Origin of the sequence: Lentzea xinjiangensis (assembly GCF_900110955.1) — a bacterium.
Classification (GTDB): domain Bacteria; phylum Actinomycetota; class Actinomycetes; order Mycobacteriales; family Pseudonocardiaceae; genus Lentzea; species Lentzea xinjiangensis.
Genome location: NZ_FOFR01000006.1, coordinates 156,803 through 173,688 on the forward strand (window position 1 = coordinate 156,803; position 16,886 = coordinate 173,688).

Annotated in this window: 16 protein-coding genes; 13 read left to right on the top strand and 3 right to left on the bottom strand. The window is 72.9% G+C overall.

Translation table 11 applies throughout. The annotated features are described in order from the left end of the window. Nucleotides 1-97: 97 nt before the first annotated feature. Nucleotides 98-1,249: a hypothetical protein gene (locus BMW88_RS15945; RefSeq protein WP_089951494.1), complete on the bottom strand. Its 1,152-nt coding sequence runs from the start codon at nucleotides 1,247-1,249 to the stop codon at nucleotides 98-100. Nucleotides 1,250-1,375: 126 nt separating this feature from the next. Between BMW88_RS15945 and BMW88_RS15950 the strand changes: the two genes are divergently transcribed. Both BMW88_RS15950 and BMW88_RS15955 read left to right on the top strand, forming a co-directional pair. Further along, nucleotides 1,376-1,963 (top strand): MerR family transcriptional regulator, encoded by a 588-nt coding sequence (locus BMW88_RS15950; RefSeq protein WP_089951495.1) that lies wholly within the window; start codon nucleotides 1,376-1,378, stop codon nucleotides 1,961-1,963. Next, a complete protein-coding gene (locus BMW88_RS15955) occupies nucleotides 1,960-4,305 on the top strand; it encodes a VIT domain-containing protein (RefSeq protein WP_089951496.1) in 2,346 nt (781 codons plus the stop codon). The genes BMW88_RS15950 and BMW88_RS15955 overlap by 4 nt, the downstream gene beginning before the upstream one ends. Before the next feature lie 88 nt (nucleotides 4,306-4,393). On the opposite strand, the gene BMW88_RS15960 is transcribed toward BMW88_RS15955, so the two are convergent. Continuing rightward, a complete protein-coding gene (locus tag BMW88_RS15960) occupies nucleotides 4,394-5,017 on the bottom strand; it encodes a TetR/AcrR family transcriptional regulator (protein ID WP_089951497.1) in 624 nt (207 codons plus the stop codon). Nucleotides 5,018-5,113: 96 nt separating this feature from the next. Here BMW88_RS15960 and BMW88_RS15965 point away from each other — a divergent pair, with 96 nt between their 5' ends. The 4 genes from BMW88_RS15965 (at nucleotide 5,114) to BMW88_RS15980 (ending at nucleotide 9,828) form a co-directional block, all read left to right on the top strand. After that, nucleotides 5,114-7,180, top strand: a complete 2,067-nt coding sequence (locus BMW88_RS15965) for a 2Fe-2S iron-sulfur cluster-binding protein (protein WP_245777814.1) — start codon at nucleotides 5,114-5,116, stop codon at nucleotides 7,178-7,180. 127 nt (nucleotides 7,181-7,307) lie between these two features. Beyond that, nucleotides 7,308-8,633, top strand: a complete 1,326-nt coding sequence (locus BMW88_RS15970) for a TrkH family potassium uptake protein (RefSeq protein WP_089951499.1) — start codon at nucleotides 7,308-7,310, stop codon at nucleotides 8,631-8,633. Then, entirely contained in the window at nucleotides 8,623-9,285 is a 663-nt protein-coding gene (locus tag BMW88_RS15975) for a potassium channel family protein (protein WP_089951500.1), read from the top strand. Before BMW88_RS15970 ends, BMW88_RS15975 begins: the two co-directional genes overlap by 11 nt. Before the next feature lie 153 nt (nucleotides 9,286-9,438). After that, nucleotides 9,439-9,828 carry an STAS domain-containing protein gene (locus BMW88_RS15980; protein WP_089951501.1) on the top strand — a complete coding sequence of 130 codons (390 nt, stop codon included), beginning with the start codon at nucleotides 9,439-9,441 and terminating at the stop codon, nucleotides 9,826-9,828. A 14-nt stretch (nucleotides 9,829-9,842) separates the two neighbouring features. On the opposite strand, the gene BMW88_RS15985 is transcribed toward BMW88_RS15980, so the two are convergent. Continuing rightward, complete coding sequence (locus BMW88_RS15985) at nucleotides 9,843-10,283, bottom strand: ATP-binding protein (protein ID WP_089951502.1); 441 nt, start codon at nucleotides 10,281-10,283, stop codon at nucleotides 9,843-9,845. A 137-nt stretch (nucleotides 10,284-10,420) separates the two neighbouring features. On the opposite strand from BMW88_RS15985, the gene BMW88_RS15990 reads away from it, so the two are divergent. From BMW88_RS15990 to BMW88_RS40965, 7 genes are read left to right on the top strand one after another with little or no spacing between them, the layout of a single operon-like run. Beyond that, nucleotides 10,421-11,266: an STAS domain-containing protein gene (locus tag BMW88_RS15990; RefSeq protein ID WP_089951503.1), complete on the top strand. Its 846-nt coding sequence runs from the start codon at nucleotides 10,421-10,423 to the stop codon at nucleotides 11,264-11,266. Beyond that, nucleotides 11,266-11,670 carry an STAS domain-containing protein gene (locus BMW88_RS15995; protein WP_218148080.1) on the top strand — a complete coding sequence of 135 codons (405 nt, stop codon included), beginning with the start codon at nucleotides 11,266-11,268 and terminating at the stop codon, nucleotides 11,668-11,670. Before BMW88_RS15990 ends, BMW88_RS15995 begins: the two co-directional genes overlap by 1 nt. Then, nucleotides 11,670-12,083, top strand: coding sequence for an ATP-binding protein (locus tag BMW88_RS16000; protein WP_089951504.1), 414 nt, complete (start codon nucleotides 11,670-11,672; stop codon nucleotides 12,081-12,083). The genes BMW88_RS15995 and BMW88_RS16000 overlap by 1 nt, the downstream gene beginning before the upstream one ends. Next, on the top strand, nucleotides 12,071-13,108 hold the full coding sequence (locus tag BMW88_RS16005) for an ATP-binding SpoIIE family protein phosphatase (RefSeq protein ID WP_089951505.1): 1,038 nt from the start codon (nucleotides 12,071-12,073) through the stop codon (nucleotides 13,106-13,108). The genes BMW88_RS16000 and BMW88_RS16005 overlap by 13 nt, the downstream gene beginning before the upstream one ends. Continuing rightward, nucleotides 13,105-14,835, top strand: coding sequence for an ATP-binding response regulator (locus BMW88_RS16010; RefSeq protein ID WP_089951506.1), 1,731 nt, complete (start codon nucleotides 13,105-13,107; stop codon nucleotides 14,833-14,835). Before BMW88_RS16005 ends, BMW88_RS16010 begins: the two co-directional genes overlap by 4 nt. Then, a complete protein-coding gene (locus BMW88_RS16015) occupies nucleotides 14,832-16,382 on the top strand; it encodes a fused response regulator/phosphatase (RefSeq protein WP_089951507.1) in 1,551 nt (516 codons plus the stop codon). The genes BMW88_RS16010 and BMW88_RS16015 overlap by 4 nt, the downstream gene beginning before the upstream one ends. Next, nucleotides 16,379-16,759 (top strand): ATP-binding protein, encoded by a 381-nt coding sequence (locus BMW88_RS40965; protein ID WP_143116097.1) that lies wholly within the window; start codon nucleotides 16,379-16,381, stop codon nucleotides 16,757-16,759. Before BMW88_RS16015 ends, BMW88_RS40965 begins: the two co-directional genes overlap by 4 nt. Nucleotides 16,760-16,886: the final 127 nt, after the last annotated feature.

The window sequence follows — 16,886 nt, forward strand, 5'->3', positions numbered from 1 at the left end:
GCTCCTCCGGTGCGGCGACCGGCATCCCGACCCCGTCGGCCGCTTGGTGGGCGCGCACGGCGCCCACCGCCGGATCAGGTCCGCCTCGGCCTCGGCGTCACCACGGCGCAGGCCGGGTGACCTCCGCGAGCTTCTCCGCGTGCTGCAACACGCCCAGCTCGCGCAGCATCCGGTCGCGCTGCACGGGGTCGTGCGCGACGTGGGAGACGTGCAGGGCCTTGCGCAGGCGCGACTTGCGCAACGGCGTCCAGCGCCCGGCGAGCGCCAGCTTCGCCGCCCGCAGCGCCGCGCGGTCACGGGTGCGCGCCAGGGCGTCCCGGTGGTCGTCGCCCAGGCCCAGCACCGACAGCACGCGTTCCCTGAGCTCGCGGCCCACGCGTGCCCAGGTGGTCGTGCGCTGACGGCTCGCGCGGATCTCGATGCCGAGCGCGAGGTGCAGCATCACCAGGCCCAGGACCGGCCCGAGCAGGACGCGGGCGGTGCCCGCGACGGGGCCGGACAGGCTCAGCGCGGAGAACGCGGCGAACGCCGTCAACGCCCACGCCACCAGCCGCGCCGGCCCGGGGCGGCCGTCCTGGCGCACGCCCGCTCGCATGGCCCAGCCGCACGCGACCAGCGCCGCCTCCATGACGGAGAACAGGACGACCCGCTCCCAGGTCTCCGTGATGCCCAGCCGCTGCTCGAAGAACCGCCACGAGGTGTCGACGCTGACGCCGATGCTCAGCAGCGCGACCGCGTAGAAGCCCTTGGCACCGGCGGGTTCCCGCTCGGCGGGAGGCGCCGGCGCCGGGACCGGTCGCGCGTCGGTGCGGCGGGTGTCGTGGTCGGCTTCGCCAGGTCCGGCGGAGAGCTGCGGGGTGAGCGGTGCCGCGGCCTGGCCGGTCCCGCCGAGCTCGGCGATCAGCTCCGGCGCCAGCCGCACGCCGGTGCCGCCCGCCCGGCCGCGATCCGCCTCGTCCGGCCCGGCGTCCAGCTCCGCGTCCAACTCGGCGATGAGCTCCGGTGTCAGCGGCACGTGCCCGCTCGTGTCGGTCATGCCGTTGCGGGCGCGCCACTCGTTCACGATCGGCGTGGTGTACGGCCTGCTGGGCACCAGCTGGCCCTGCTTGCTCAGCCAGCGGCGGACGTCCTCGACCGTGCACCCGCGCGGCAGGTGCTCCAGCGCGTACAGGATCTGCGCCTTCTTGGTCCTGAGCCGGCCCAGTGCGGCCCGGTGGCCGGTGATCTGGCCGATCTCGTCGGTGCTCACTCGTGCTCTCCGTCCTTCGCGGGGTCGTTCAGGGCACGCGGCGGGCGGAACCCTACCGGCCGGGAATACCGGTACGTCACCAGGGTGACGTTGACACTGTCATCGTTGCAGTGTCAGTATCAGGGGGTGTGGACGCTCGACGAGTTGCTGGAACGTGTCTCCGCCGCGCTGACGGCGGAGTACTCGGGCGCGCCCAACGGCCGCGTGCGGGACGTGCCCGACAAGCGGGCGGTGCGCTGGTACGCGACGACGGGGCTGGTCGACCGGCCGTCGGCGATGCGCGGCCGCACCGCGCTGTACGAGAAACGCCACCTGCTCCAGCTCGTGGCGGTGAAGCGGTTGCAGTCGGAGGGGAGGACGCTGGCCGAGGTGCAGACCGCGCTCGCGGGTGCGACCGACCAGGCGCTGGCGGCCATCGCCCGCGTGCCCGACGGCCTGCTCGTGTCCGACGACCTGCTCGTGTCCGATGACGCGCCACCGCGACCGCCCGTCCGTCCCCGGTTCTGGGCCGAGCCCGCCGCGGCGGCGCGACCGGCTCCGCCGCCGGCGAAGGCGGTGCCGCTCAACGGAGTCGCGCTCGAAGGGGGTGTCGTCGTCCTGGTGCCGGGCACGCCCACCGCCGCCGACCGCGCGGACATCGCGGCCGCCGCCCGGCCGTTGCTCGACCTGCTCGCCGCCCGTGGTCTGCTCACCGACGAAAGGGAACCGTCATGACCTTCACCGTTGCCCCGATGAGGTCCGCCGAGGGCGAGCGGATCGGCTGGACGACCGAGGACGCGGGCCTCGGCGCGCTGCGCACCGAGCGCGGCAACCTGCCGCTGGAGCGCCTCGACGTGCGCGCGGTGGTCACCGGGCTCGTCGGCCGGGTCGTGCTCACGACCGGTTTCGTCAACTCCCACGACACGGCTCTCGAAGCGACGTACGTGTTCCCGCTGCCCGACCGCGCCGCCGTCACCGGCATGAGGATGACCGCGGGCGGCCGCACGGTCGAGGCCGAGCTGAAGGAACGCGCCGAGGCCCGCCAAAGCTACGACGAGGCGATCGCAGCGGGCCGAAGAGCGTCCATCGTCGAGGAGGAACGGCCCGACGTCTTCACCATGCGGGTCGGCAACATCCCGGCGGGGGAGCGGGTGACCGTCGAGCTGAGCCTGGTCGGGCCGCTGGTGTTCGAGGACGGCGCGGCCACGTTCCGGTTCCCGCTGGTGGTGGCGCCGAGGTACGTGCCGGGCACGCCGCTGCCCGGCCCGTCGGCCGGGGACGGGCACGCCCAGGACACGGACCTGGTGCCGGACGCGTCCCGGATCACGCCGCCGGTGCTGCTGCCGGGTTTCCCGAACCCGGTGCGGCTCGCGATCGGCGTGGAGATCGACCCGGCCGGCCTGGAGCTCGGCGAGGTGCGGTCGAGCCTGCACACCGTGGCGGCGGAGGGGAACACCGTGACGGTCGCGCCGGGGGAGCGGGTCGACCGCGACTTCGTGCTGCGCCTGGCGTACGCGGGGAACAGCTCCGCAGCCGTGTGCGTGCCGGACCCGGACCACACCGGCGAGGGCACCTACCAGCTCACGGTCCTGCCGCCGGAGCCGGCGACCGCGGTGCGGCCCCGCGACGTGGTGTTGCTGCTCGACCGGTCCGGCAGCATGTCGGGCTGGAAGATGGTCGCCGCCCGGCGCGCGGCCGCCCGCATCGTCGACACGCTCACCGAGGACGACACGTTCGCGGTGCTGACCTTCGACGACCGCGTGGAGCGGCCGGCCGAGCTCGGCGCCGGTCTCGCCACGGCCACCGACCGCCACCGCTTCCGCGCCGTCGAGCACCTGGCGCGGGTGCAGGCCCGCGGCGGGACCGAGATGGTCGAGCCGCTGCGCGAGGGGCTGCGGCTGCTCGCGGACGCCGACGCGGAGCGCGACCCGGTCCTGGTGCTGGTCACCGACGGGCAGGTCGGCAACGAGGACCAGCTCCTGCGCGACATCGCGCCGATGATCAACCGGACGCGGGTGCACGCCGTCGGCATCGACACGGCCGTCAACGCGGGCTTCCTCGGCAGGCTGGCCGCCAGGGGCGCCGGCCGGTGCGAGCTGGTCGAGAGCGAGGACCGCCTGGACGAGGCCATGACGCACATCCAGCGCCGGATCGGTGCACCGGTGATCACGGACGTGGTGGTGGCGCCGGAGTCCGGCCTGCCCAAGCAGCCGTCGGCGATCTACCCGGGGGTGCCGCTGGTCGCCTTCGGCCGGTACCGCGGCACGGCGCCGGACACCATCACCGTGCACGGCCGGACCAGGGACGGCGCGGACTGGCGGGAGGCGGTGGCCGTGCGGCAGCACGAGGAGCCCGCGGTCCGGGCCCAGTGGGCCCGCGCCGCGCTGCGCGACCTGGAGGACCGCTACGCGACCGGCGACCGGGCGGTGGAGCCGGAGATCGTGCGCACCTCGCTGCGGTTCGGCGTGCTGTGCCGGTTCACCGCGTTCGTCGCGGTGGACGAGCGGGTCGTGTCCGACGGGGAGGTGCACCGGGTGGTGCAGCCCGTCGAGCAGCCCGCCGGGTGGGAGATGCCGGTGCCGCACTTCGCCGCGCCGGGAGGAGCCCTTCCCGGAGGACCTTTCGCCGCGGCGCCCTCCGCGATGGGCTTCGGCGCGCCCCCGTCGCCCGCCGCGCCGCCCGTCGCGCCGTGGGCCGCCGCGGGGCGCACCCGTGGGAGGGGCCGGCCGGAGGCGCCGAGGATGATGCCGACGCGAGTGCCGGTGTCCGGGCCTGCTCCCGTGCCGGACGACTCCGCGGAGCTGCGGGAGATCGCCGCGGTGGAGGCCTCCCGCCTGGAGCAGGACGCGGCCCGGCCGGCCTGGGAACGGCGGGAGCTGCTCGCCGACCTGGCCAGCAGGCTCGGCACGCTAGTCGCCGGCGGGCAGGGCCCGGTCCACGAGCCGCTGCGCCGCCTCGTGGAGGAGCTGACCGCGGGCGGCGACGTGGACGAGCTGTGGCAGCGGGCCCGGCAGGTGCTGCGGGAGGTCGCCGAGCAGGCCACCGCGCCGCAGCGCCGCCGCTCGTTCTGGCGGTGAGCCGCGGCGGGACGCTCCGGGGGTGAGCGTCGAGGGCCTGTCCGCGTCCGGGCAGCGGACAGGCCCTGCCCGCGCGGCGGGGAGCGGCTCAGCCCGGGTCGCCGCGCAGGTAGCGCGTCACCATGGCGACGAGCTCGTCCTCCACCGCCTCGATGGAGGTGCCCTCCGGGAAGGCGGCCAGCCGGTGGGTGTTCAGCTCCACGGTGAACACGATCAGCTCGGCCGCGGTGCCGAGGTCGCGCACGCGGACGTCGGGGTGCCGCGCGAACAGGTCGCGGACCTGGGCGACGCGCCGCGCCCCGTGCCGGGTGACGGTGTCGCGCAGCTCCTGGGAGAACTGGCCTTCCTCGATCATGATCCGGAGGAGCTGCGGGTCGTCGCGGTGGTTGTCGACCGCGTCGCGGACCAGCGCCCGCACCGCCGCCTCCAGCGTGCCGGGCGAGAGGTCGACCTGGTCGGCCTGGTGCCAGGCGCCGCGGTCGACGTGCCGCACCAGCAGCTCGGCCAGGATCGCGTCCTTGTTCGGGAAGTACTGGTACAGCGAGCCGATCGAGACGCGGGCCCGTTCGGCGATGCGGTTCGTGGTGCCCGCGGCGTACCCGTGCTCGCTGAAAACGTGAGCAGCCGCGGTGAGGATCCGGTCGCGGGTGAGCTCCGCGCGGACCTGCCGAGGCTTGCGACGTGGGTCGAGACGGCGGTGGACGGGCGGCATGGCGTCCTCCTCGCAGGGCCGCGAAAGCGAGTACCCAAGAGTTGAGCAAAAGCTCATAATAGTGTGATGAGCTGGGAAAACAATCGGTTGCGCACGGTGGCTGAGATCGAGGACGTCATCGGCCGCCCGGCATCGGTGATCATGTTGAAGCAGCTCGCCGCACTCGACGAGGGCTGCGTGACCGTGCTCGGCCACAGCCCGGTCGCGGGCTTCGGCTACCGGGACTCCGACGGCGTGAGCAGGACGACGTTCGTGGGCGGCACGCCGGGTTTCGCGCGAGTGCACTCGCCGACGCGGATCTCGTTCGCGCTGACCGAGCCCGGCACGCCCGACGGCCCGGCGTCGCTGGTCTTCCTCCTCCCCGGAGCCGGGGAGACCCTGCGGGTCAACGGCTCCGCGCGCCGCGGCGCCGAGGTGACCTTCCACGTCGAGCAGGTGTACGTGCACTGCGCCCAGGCCGTCCTGCGCTCGGGCCTGTGGCATCCGCCCGCGCAACCGGTCACGGCCGGCGAGGTGGCCGCCGGTCCTCTCTCCGCACCCGGCGTCGCGGACTTCCTCGCCGCCGCACCGTTCCTGGCGCTGTCCTCCTGGGACGCCGCAGGCGGCAGCGACACCAGTCCGCGGGGCGAACGGGGAGCCGTGGCGCGGATCCTGGACGGCCGCACGCTCGTGATCGCGGACCGGAAGGGCAACAGGCGCGCCGACACGCTCCACAACCTGCTCCAGGACGACCGGATGTCGTTCGCCGCGCTCGTACCGGGACGCACCGGCGTGCTGCACGTCCGAGGCCGTGCCGCGATCACCGTCGACCCCGCGCTGCTGGAACCGCTGGCACTGCGCGGAACCCCACCGCACGCCGCGCTGCTCGTGGACGTGGAGGCGGCGGAGCTGACCGTGAACGACGCGGTGACCAAGGCGCGGCTGTGGGTGCCGTCCGCCACCGAGGTGCCGGACCTGGTGGCGATCGGGAGCGAGCACCTCGCCGCGAACTCCGCGAAGACCACCGGCGCACTGCTCAGGATCGCGGGGCTGGTTCCGGCGAGGTGGTTGCGGGCGGCGATGAACTTCGCCTACCGCACAGGCCTGCGCAAGGAGGGCTACGAGGTCGAACGTGCCACCGCCCGGCCCCGCCCGGCCGGGCGCGAAGACCCGCTGCGCGAGGTGCGCGTGGTCGAGGTGCGCCGGGAGACGCCCAGTGCCGTCACGGTGGTGCTGGCGGACGCCCGCGACGACACCCGGCCGTTCACGTTCCGGCCCGGCCAGTTCTTCACGCTGGTGGACGACGTCGGCGGCCGCGAGGTGCGCAGGCCCTACTCGGCGTCGTCGGTGCCGGGCTCACCGCGGCTGGAGCTCACGGTCAAGCGCGTCGAAGGCGGCCGGTTCTCCACCCACGTCCACGGCGGCCTCGCGCCCGGCGCCCGGCTGCTGCTGCGCGGCCCGTCCGGCGCGTTCCACGCCGAAGCAGACCACGCCGAAGCGGGCCACGACGTGGCGCTGGTCGCGGCGGGCAGCGGCGTCACGCCGATGATGAGCATCATCCGCACCCTGCTGGCCGAGCGGGGCAAGAGCCGGATCGCCCTGCTGTACAGCAACCGCACCGAGGAAGAGACCATCTTCGCCGCCGACCTCGCCCGGCTGGCGCGGCAGCACCCCGACCGCCTCTCCGTCACGCACGTCCTGACGTCCCGCGACGGGCGGCTCGACGTCCAGCGCGTCCGGGAGTGGGCGGCCGGTCAGCCGCGGGCCGCGCGCTTCTACCTCTGCGGCCCGCAACCGCTCATGGACACCACGCGGCGGGCATTGGCGGAGCTGGCCGTCCCGGACGACCGCGTGCACGTCGAGCGCTACACCAGCGGGCCGACGGCGGCGGCCACGTCCACCACCCCGCAGAAGGTGCTCGTGCGGGACGGCGGCCGCCCGCTCGGCGCCGCGGTGGTCGAGCCGGGCCAGACGCTGCTCGACGCCGGGCTCGCGGCCGGTCTGCCGATGCCCTACTCGTGCACGGTGGGCAGTTGCGGCGAGTGCGTGGTGAAGGTCCTCGCCGGCGACGTCGCGCAGCGGGAACCGAACTGCCTCACCGCGCGGCAGAAGGCCGCGGGCCGGGTTCTCGCGTGCACGAGCGCTCCGCTGACCGAGGTCACCGTGGACATCCGCACCGAGTGACGTGCCGGCTCGCGACGTGCCGTCATCCGCTCCACCCGGCGCACGCCCGATCGCGCGAACCGGCACAACGGAACCCGTCTGCGCGACCCGTGCCGAGGCGGAAGGGCCGTCGATCTAGGCTGTCGCGGTGATCACCGGGTGGCGGCATCCCGCCCGTCTCGTCGTCCTCGCCTTCCTGGCCGCGACCGCGGCCGGAACGGCGCTGCTGACGCTGCCGGTCGCCGCCGAGTCCGGCCGCTCGACGGGGCTGGTGACGGCGTTGTTCACCACCGTCTCCGGCATCACCGGCGCCGGGCTCGCCGTGGTCGGCACCGGATCGCACTGGTCGCTGTTCGGCGAGGTCGTGCTGCTGGCGCTGTTCCAGGTCGGCGGCTTCGGGATCATGACGGTCGCCTCGGTGCTGGCGCTGCTGATCTCGAACCGGCTCGGCCTCGCCATGCAGCTCACCGTCAAGACCGAGACCAACACGCTGGACCTGGGGCACGTCCGCCGGGTCGTCGCGGGCGTGGTCTCGATCAGCCTCACGATCGAGGCGGTCGCCGCGGCGGTGCTGGCGCTGCGGTTCTGGCTCGGCTACGGCCACGGCGCCGGCCGGGCGGTGTACGAGGGCGTCTTCCACTCGGTGTCGGCGTTCAACAGCGTCGGCCTCGCGCTCTACCCGGACAACCTCGTGCGGTTCGCCACGGACCCGTGGATCTGCCTGCCGATCGTGGCCGTGGCGGTGATCGGCGGGCTGGGGTTCCCGGTGATGTTCGAGCTCCTGCGCCGGCACCGCAGGCGCTGGTCGCTGCACACCAGGATCACCGTGCCCGTCTACCTGGGGCTGATGGCGTTCGGCACGCTGGCCGTGCTGCTGGTCGAGTGGGGGCGGCCGGGCACGCTCGGTCCGCACGGCGTGGGCGACAAGCTGCTGGTGGGGCTCTTCCACGGCACCATGCCGAGCACCGCCGGGTTCAACACCGTCGACGTCGCGCAGCTGCAGCCCGCGACGCTGCTGGTCAACAACGTGCTGATGTTCATCGGCGGCGGCAGCGCGGGCACCACCGGCGGGATCAAGGTCACCACGTTCGCGCTGCTCGCGTTCGTGATGCTGGCCGAGGTCCGGGCCGAGCCGAGCGTGCACGTCATGGGCAGGCGGCTGAGCGCGGACGTGCAGCGCCAGGCGGTCACGGTCGCGCTGTTCGGCGTCGGGATCGTGGTGACCGCGACGCTGGTGCTGCTCACCACCACGTCGTTCAGCCTCGACGTGGTGCTCTTCGAGACCACGTCGGCGTTCGGCGGTGTCGGCATGTCCACCGGCATCACCCCGAACCTGCCGATGACGGGGCAGCTGCTCCTCGTCGTGCTCATGTTCATCGGCCGTGTCGGTCCGATCACACTCGCGTCGGCGCTCGCGTTGCGTGAACGCCGCCGGCGCTACGAACTACCCGAGGAGCGCCCCCTTGTCGGATAAGCACGACTCCCGCGTCGTCGTGATCGGGCTCGGCCGGTTCGGCAGCTCGCTCGCGCTGGAGCTCATCTCGCAGGACGTCGAGGTCATGGTCGTCGACTCGGACCCGAAGCTGATCCAGCGCTACGCCGACGACTTCACCCACGCCGTCGTCGCCGACAGCACCGATGCCGAGGTCATGCGGCAGCTCGGCGTCGACGAGTTCCAGCGCGCCGTCGTGGGCATCGGCACGAACCTCGAGGCGAGCATCCTCACCACGGTGGTCCTGGCCGACCTCGGCATCCCGGCCATCTGGGCGAAGGCCATCAGCCACGAGCACCGCCGCATCCTCGAGCGGATCGGCGCCCACCACGTCGTGCTGCCCGAGCACGAGATGGGCGAGCGGGTGGCGCACATGGTCACCGGCCGGATGCTCGACTACATCGAGTTCGAGGACGACTACGCCATGATCAAGGTGCGGCCGCCGGCGGAGGCGGTCGGGCAGCCGCTCGGCCGGAGCAAGCTGCGCGCCAAGTACGGGGTCACCGTCGTCGGCGTCAAGCGCGCGGGCGAGGGCTTCACCTACGCCACGGCCGAGACCGAGGTCCACAGCGGTGACGTGCTGATCGTGGCGGGGAAGGTCACCGATGTCGAACGGCTCGCCGACCTGACCTGAGCGTGACCGCGGTTGTGCCTCATCGCCAGGGGGCATAACGTGGGGGACGGTCTTCAGAACATCGGATCATCCATGTGAGGTCATCAACAGGTTCTCCGGGTTGGGCAGCGGCTCGTGTCGGCGCTTCGCACGGTGTGCCGGAGGGAGCGGCTTATGAGCCGACAATCCGACGGAGGGGTCAGCGTGCTGACCGCCCGTGCCGTCGACCACGACGGGATCGCGGTCGTGGTGGTGTCCGGCGAGATCGACCGGATCACCGAGAACTCACCGCTCGACGAGGCGTTCTTCGCCGTCCGGCAGAGTCCCGCGGGGCTGGTCATCGACCTCGACGGGGTGACCTTCTTCGGTTCCGCCGGCATCAACATGCTGGTGGCCGTCCGGCGGGAAGCGGCATCCGCCGGTGTTCCGTTCGCCGTGGTCGCCGAGACCCGGCTCGTGCTGCGTCCGCTGGAGGTTTCCGGCGTCGACGCTCTGCTCTCCGTGCATCCGGCGCTGCCGGACGCGCTCGCCGCCCTGCGGTCCGCGCAGCCATCGCCGAGGTAGCGCTGACCCGGTTGTCAGGTGCCCGTGCAGGGCACGACCGCCCACACGGTCTTGCCCTCCGCATGCGTCGTCACACCCCACTCCTCGGACAACTGGTCGACGAGGACGAGGCCACGTCCGCGCGCGGTGTGCGGAGAAGACGGTCCGAGCTTCGGATGGGTGAACGAGGAGTCCTCGACCGTCACCTTCACCCTGCCCGACGCCTGCCTGGCCGGCGCTTGCCCGTCGAGCGCCTGCCCGTCCGGCGGGTGCAGCCGCAGCCGCGCCGGGAAGAGGCCGTGATCGTAGACGTTCGACACCAGCTCCGTCACCACGAGCTGCACGTCCATGAGGTCGTCCTCGTGCAGGTGCGACAGGACGCGGCGCGTCCACCGCCGCACCTCGGCGATGTCGGGCACGTCGCGGTTCAGCTCCAGCTCGGGCGGGGAGTCAGGAGGATCGTCGCCGATGGTCAAGAAACGGCCTTTCTCTCGCCGATGGCAGGCCTGACTTACCTCCGGGGAAACTTCGCTAAACGTAGCAACCGCCTGAGGTGCCCCGAATGCGCACGGCTAGTGTCTGCGGAGTCGGTTGACCGCCTGAGGAGGCATGAGTGACTGCAGACGCGGGCGACGCCCAGCGCTTGACCGAGGTGCTGAGGGCGAACGCGGAATCCCTGATCGACAAGTGGGTGAGCGCGGTCGCGGGCTTGCTGCGCGGGAGGTCGACCAAGACCGAGCTCGAAAGGGACTTCAGGGAGTTCTTCACGGCGCTGCTGCCCCTCGTCGGCAGCGACGGCAGGGACGTCGGCGGACCGCGGTTCACCGAGATCAGGTCGTTGCTGGAGGAGTACTCGCGCTCCAGGGTGCGGGCTGGCTTCACGCCGACCGAGACGGCGTCGAGCGTGTTCTCCCTCAAGCGCGAGGTCTTCGAGCTCACCCAGGACGACCCGTCGCTGCACCGCGAGGTGCTGGTGTTCTCCGGGCTGCTCGACTCGCTCGGGCTGCTGACGTTCGAGTCCTACGCGCGCGTGCGCGAAGAGATCATCCGCGAGCAGGCGGAACAGCTGCTGGAGCTCACCACGCCGGTGGTGAAGATCTGGGAGGGCGTGCTGGCGGTGCCGCTCGTGGGCACGCTCGACTCCGCGCGCACCCAGGTCGTGATGGAGAAGCTGCTCGAGTCGCTGGTGGAGACCGGGTCCGAGCACGCGATCATCGACATCACCGGAGTCTCCGCGGTCGACACCCAGGTCGCGCAGCACCTGCTCAAGACCGTGGTCGCGGCAAGGCTGATGGGCGCGGAATGCATCGTGTCCGGCATCCGCCCGCAGATCGCGCAGACGATCGTGGCGCTGGGCATCGAGTTCGGCGACATCGTCACCAAGGCCTCGCTCGCCGACGCCCTGCGGCACGCGTTGCGCCGCGAGGGCGTCGACGTCGTGCGGCGCGAGGTCGGCTGATGGAACGCGTCCCGATTCTCAAGATCGGCGGCGTGCTGCTGGTCTCCATCCAGATCGACCTGCACGACCAGAGCGTGCTCGCGCTGCAGGAGGACCTGGCGGAGAAGATCAGCGCGACCGGCGCGCACGGCGTGGTCATCGACATCTCGGCGGTCGAGATCGTCGACTCGTTCATCGGGCGGATGTTCGCGACGATCGCGTCGATCTCCCGGCTCTTCGACGCCGACACCGTCGTCGTCGGCATGCGTCCGGCGGTGGCGATCACGCTGGTGGAGCTGGGCCTCACGCTGGGCGGCGTGCGGACCGCGCTCGACCTCGAACGCGGGATGAAGATCCTCGGGCAGCTCGGCAGGCAGCGCCGGGGTGTGCTCCCGCACTCCGGCGAGCTCGAGCGGGACTTCTGATGCCGCCCCGGTCCGGTGGGCCGGAGGAGCTGCGCATCAGCGGCGACGACGACGTGGTGCGCGTGCGTCAGCTCGTGCGCACCTACGCGCAGCAGACCAAGCTCTCGCTGGTGGACCAGACGAAGCTGGTCACGGCCGCCAGCGAGCTCGCCCGCAACACGCTCATCTACGGCGGCGGGGGCTTCGCCCGCGTCGAGGAGATCAGCGACGGCCGCCGGTCGGGCGTGCGCGCGTCCTTCCACGACGAGGGGCCGGGCATCCCCGACCTGACGCTCGCCCTCGCCGACGGCTGGAGCAGCGGCAGCGGCCTGGGCCTCGGGCTGAGCGGCGCCCGCCGCCTGGTCGACGAGTTCGACCTCGACACCGAGGTCGGCCGGGGCACGGTGGTGACGGTGGTCAAGTGGAAGAGGTGACCACGGCGGCGTGCCTGCCGCTGGTGCGGGACGAGGCCTGGCTGCCGGTGGAGGAGACCGCCCAGGTGGGCAGGGTCCGGCGCACCGCCACGGCCCTCGCCGAACGGCTCGGGTTCACCGCGACCCGCGCGGCGGAGATCGGGCTCGCCGCCACCGAGATCGGCACGAACCTGCACAAGCACGCCCGGCAGGGCGTCGTGCTGATCCGCTCGGTGCGCGGCGTGCAGGACGCGGCCGTGGAGGTCCTCGCGATCGACCGCGGTCCCGGCATCGCCGACGTGGCGCTGGCGTGGGAGGACGGCCAGTCCACGGCCGGCACGCTCGGCGTCGGGCTGGGCGCGGTGGCCCGGCTGGCCACCTCCTGCTCGATGACCTCACGACCCGGCTCGGGCACCGCCCTCGTGGCGCGGTTCGCGCCACGACCGCAGTGGGTGCCCGAGTGGGGCGAGGAGAGCGCGGCCGGTCTCACCAGGCCGATCACCGGCGAGGAGATGTGCGGCGACGCGTACGCGGTGTGCCGCGGTGCCGACCGGCTGACGCTGATGATGTGCGACGGCTCCGGGCACGGACCGCTGGCGGCGGCCGCCTCGGACGCCGCGGTCCGGTTGTTCCGCGACCTCCCGCCCATGCCGCCGGAGCAGCTCGTCACACGGCTGCACGCCGCGTTGCGCGGGACCCGCGGCGGCGCGGTGGCGGTCGCCGACATCGACCTCGCCGCCAGGAAGGTGCGGTACTGCGGCCTGGGCAACATCGGCGCCGCGGTGCTCGCGGGAGACCACAAGCAGGGCATGATCTCGGTTCCCGGTGTGGCGGGCCACCAGGCCCGCACCATCAGGGCCTTCGACTACCCGTTGCCCGACCGCGCGCTCGTGGTGATGCACTCCGACGGCCTGACCGAGCGCTGGGGTCCCGACGTCGTCGTCGACCCGCTCGCGGACGCGCCGGTGCTGGTCGCGGCGACGTTGCTGCGGGAAGCCGGTGTGCGCAACGACGACGCCTGCGTGCTCGCGGCCAGACCGTCATGATCGCGACCGAGCTGCTGCGCCTGGTGGTCGGCGACGAGCGGGACGTGTTCCTGCTCCGTCAGCGCGGCCGCCAGGTCGCGGCCGCCGCCGGGCTCGACGGGCAGAACCAGATCAGGGTGGCGACGGCGCTGAGCGACGTCGGCCGGGAGCTGGTGCGCCAGGAGGTGGGCGCGAGCGTGGTCTTCCGGCTGCGACCGGGCCCGGCCGCAGCGCTGCTCGTCGAGCTGACCTGGCCCGCCTCGGTGGTCTCCGCCGAGGGCCCCGGCTGGGACACCGCCCGCAGGTTGATGGACGAGCTGGTCATCACCGCCACGGGCGTGACCCTGGTGAAGACCGTGCACCACGTGGTCGAGCCGGACGAACGGCTGCTCAGGGAGCTGCGCGGCGGCACGGGCACCAGTGCCCTCGACGAGCTGCGCGCCCAGAACCAGGAGCTCCTCGAGACGCTCGAGCACCTGGAGGCGAAGAGCCGGGAGCTCGAACGGCTCAACGAGGAGCTGGAGGAGACCAACCGCGGGGTCGTCGCCCTCTACCAGGAGCTGTCCGGCGAGCTGGAGCAGACCAACCAGGGCGTGGTCGCCCTGTACGCGGAGCTGGACGCCAAGTCCGCGGAGCTGCGGGACGCGGCGGCCGCGCGCATCCGGTTCTGGTCCAACATCAGCCACGAGCTGCGGGCGCCGATCAACTCCGTGGTCGGCTTGACCCGCCTGCTCAGCGCGCCGGGTGGCGACCCGATGACCGACGACCAGCGCCGGCACGTGGACCTGATCAACCAGTCCGCGGCGACGTTGCTCGCGCTGGTGAACGAGCTGCTCGACACCGCCAAGGCCGAGTCGGGCAGCCTGCGGCCGCGGATGGCGCCCGTCGCGCTCGACCACGTGGTGACGCAGCTCCACTCGGCGGTGCGGCCGCTGCTGCGCTCCGGCGACGTCCGGCTGGTCGTCGAGGAGATCCCGGAGTTGCCGTCGCTCGTCACCGACGAGACGATGCTCGTGCGGATCCTGCGCAACGTGCTGTCCAACGCCGTCAAGTTCACCGAGCACGGCGAGATCCGATTCACCGCCGAGCTGGGACCGGGGCCGGACGAGGTGCGGTTCGTCGTCACCGACACGGGCATCGGCATCCCGCCCGACGAGCAGGACAAGGTGTTCGAGGAGTTCTACCAGGTGCCGAACTCGTTGCAGGCCGGCGCGAGCGGCACCGGTCTCGGCCTGTCCTACGCGCGCAAGCTCGCCGAGATCCTCGGCGGCACGCTGACGCTGAGCAGCACGCCCGGTACCGGCACCGAGGTCGTGCTGACCCTGCCCGTGGCCGAGGACGAGCGGGCCCAGCCGGCACCGGTCCGGTGCGCGCTGGTCGCCGACGGCGACGAGAAGAGCAGGAGGCGGCTGCGCGAGGCGCTGGGCGGCATCGCGGCCGAGGTCGTCGAGTCCGAGGACGGCCGCGGCGCGTTGAACGTGGCCAAGGCCCGCCGGCCCGACCTGGTCGTGGTGAGCGCGGACGCGCCGCTGATGAGCGGCAGCGCGGTGCTGTCGGTGCTGCGGCTCGACCCGGACCTCCAGGCCGTGCCCGTCGTCATCGTCTGCGGCGACGACCCCGGCGGCCTTGCCCGCAGCGTGCACGGCCTCGGCGCCGCGATGCTGCACGAGGCGCGGATCTCCCCGGAATCGATGGGCCGCGCGGTCCGGGACGCGCAGCTCACCGCACGCAGAACGGACAGCGGATGAACCCGACGGCGATGGGTGGTGGACCGGCCAGGGTCCTCGTGGTCGACGACCTGGAGGCGAGCCGGTTCATCGCGTCGAGCTGGTTGCGCCGCAGCGGCCACACCGTGGTCGAGGCGACCACGGCGGCGGAGGCGCTCACCGCGCTCGAGACCGAGTCGTTCGACCTCGTCCTGCTCGACGTGCACCTGCCGGACATGAGCGGCTACGACGTCACGGAGCGGATCAAGGCGGACCCCCGCACGAGCTCGATCCCCGTCGTGATGCTCTCCGCGACCTACATCGAGCCCGAGGACAAGGTCACGGGCCTGCTGCGGGGCGCGGACGCCTACCTCACCGAGCCGGTCGACCCCGGCGAGCTGCTGGCCAACGTCGAGGCCGCCCTGCGCTACCACCGCGCCCGCGCCCTCGCCGAGCACCTCGCGGCCCGGCTCACCCGGCTGACCACGGCCACGTTCGCGATCAACGCGGCGATGACGTTCGACGCACTGGCCGAGGCCGCCGCGATCGGCGCGGCCGACGTGCTCGACGCGGACGCGACCGCCGCCCTCGTGTCCCCGTCCGGTGTCGTCTGCCTCGCCACGGCGAACGCCCGGCAGGCGAACCGGCCGCGCCCGGACATCGGCGAGGTCGAACGGTGGATGTCACTGCTGAACCCCGGTGTCGGCGTCACGGTGGTCGAGGAGGTGCCGTGGGCCCGCGTGACGGCGGCACTGGCGCGCACCAAGCCGCGCAGGTCGCCGATCTGCATCGCGGTCGCACCCGAGTCCGTGACCAGCGACGGCGACCGCAACCTGCTGCGCCAGCTCGCCCAGGCCACCGCACTGGCCGCCGAAGGCCTGCACACCTTCGCGGAGGAGCACTCGCTCGCGCTGACGTTGCAGCGCAGCCTCCTGCCGCGCACCCTGCCGCACGAGCCGGAGCTGCCGATGACGGCGAGGTACGTGCCGGCGTCGAGCAACGCCGAGATCGGCGGCGACTTCTACGACGTGATCGAGCTGGACGGCCGGATGCTGATCGCCATCGGCGACGTGTGCGGCCACTCGATCGAGGCCGCGACGATCATGGCCGAGGTGCGCCACACCCTGCGCGCCTACGCCGTCGAGGGACACCGGCCGGCCGAGATCCTGCGCCGGGTCGACACCCTCCTCGAACGCTTCCACCCGACCGGCGGCCTCACCACGATGTGCCTGTTGCTGGTGGACCTGGAGGCGGGCACGATGGCCGTGGCGAACGCGGGCCACGTGCCACCCCTGGTCATCGACGACCGGGGCGCCCGCTACGCCGAGGTGAAGGGCCCCCTGCTCGGCGTGGGCCTGGACCGCCCGGAAGCGACCGAACTGCCGTTGCCCCGCGGCACCACCGTGCTGCTCGCGACCGACGGGCTGGTCGAACGCCGCGGCATCGACCTGGACGAGGGCATGGAGAAACTGCGCGCCGCCGTGTCGCACACCGACGACATGGACGAGCTGGCCGACCGCCTGCTGGCCGAGCTGGGTCAGGGCAAGCAGGACGACATCGCCCTCCTCCTGCTGCGGCGGCGCGCGTGACGGCCCTCGTCGCGGACCTGCCGGTGCGCCCCGGCCTGACGATGTCGGCGCTGCGCAGGAACCTCACCAGCGCGTTGACGGACATCGGCGAGGACCACCTCTACGACGTCCAGCTCGTGGTGACCGAGCTGGTGACCAACGTGCTCGACCACGCGGGAGGCGTCGGCCGGCTGCGGATCCTGCACGGCGTCGCGCCGTGCGTGGTGACCATCGAGGTGGACGACGAGTCGTCGGTCGAACCCGTGTACGGGCGGTCGCGGCTGGGGGAGAACCGGGGCCGGGGGATCGTGGTGGTGGACAACATCTCGCGGGAGTGGGGTGTGCGGATGCGGGCCGCGGGTAAGACCGTCTACGCGCTGGTGGACTGCACGGGGTAGGCGGTTTGCGGCGCCCTGTGCCGGTGTCGTGTGGGAGTGGGCCGCTGGGTGCGGTGCGGTTGCGCCGCAACGGTTCGAGCTGTGTCAGCGTCGCGACCCATGCCGTGCGCGCCTGGCCGGTTTGCTC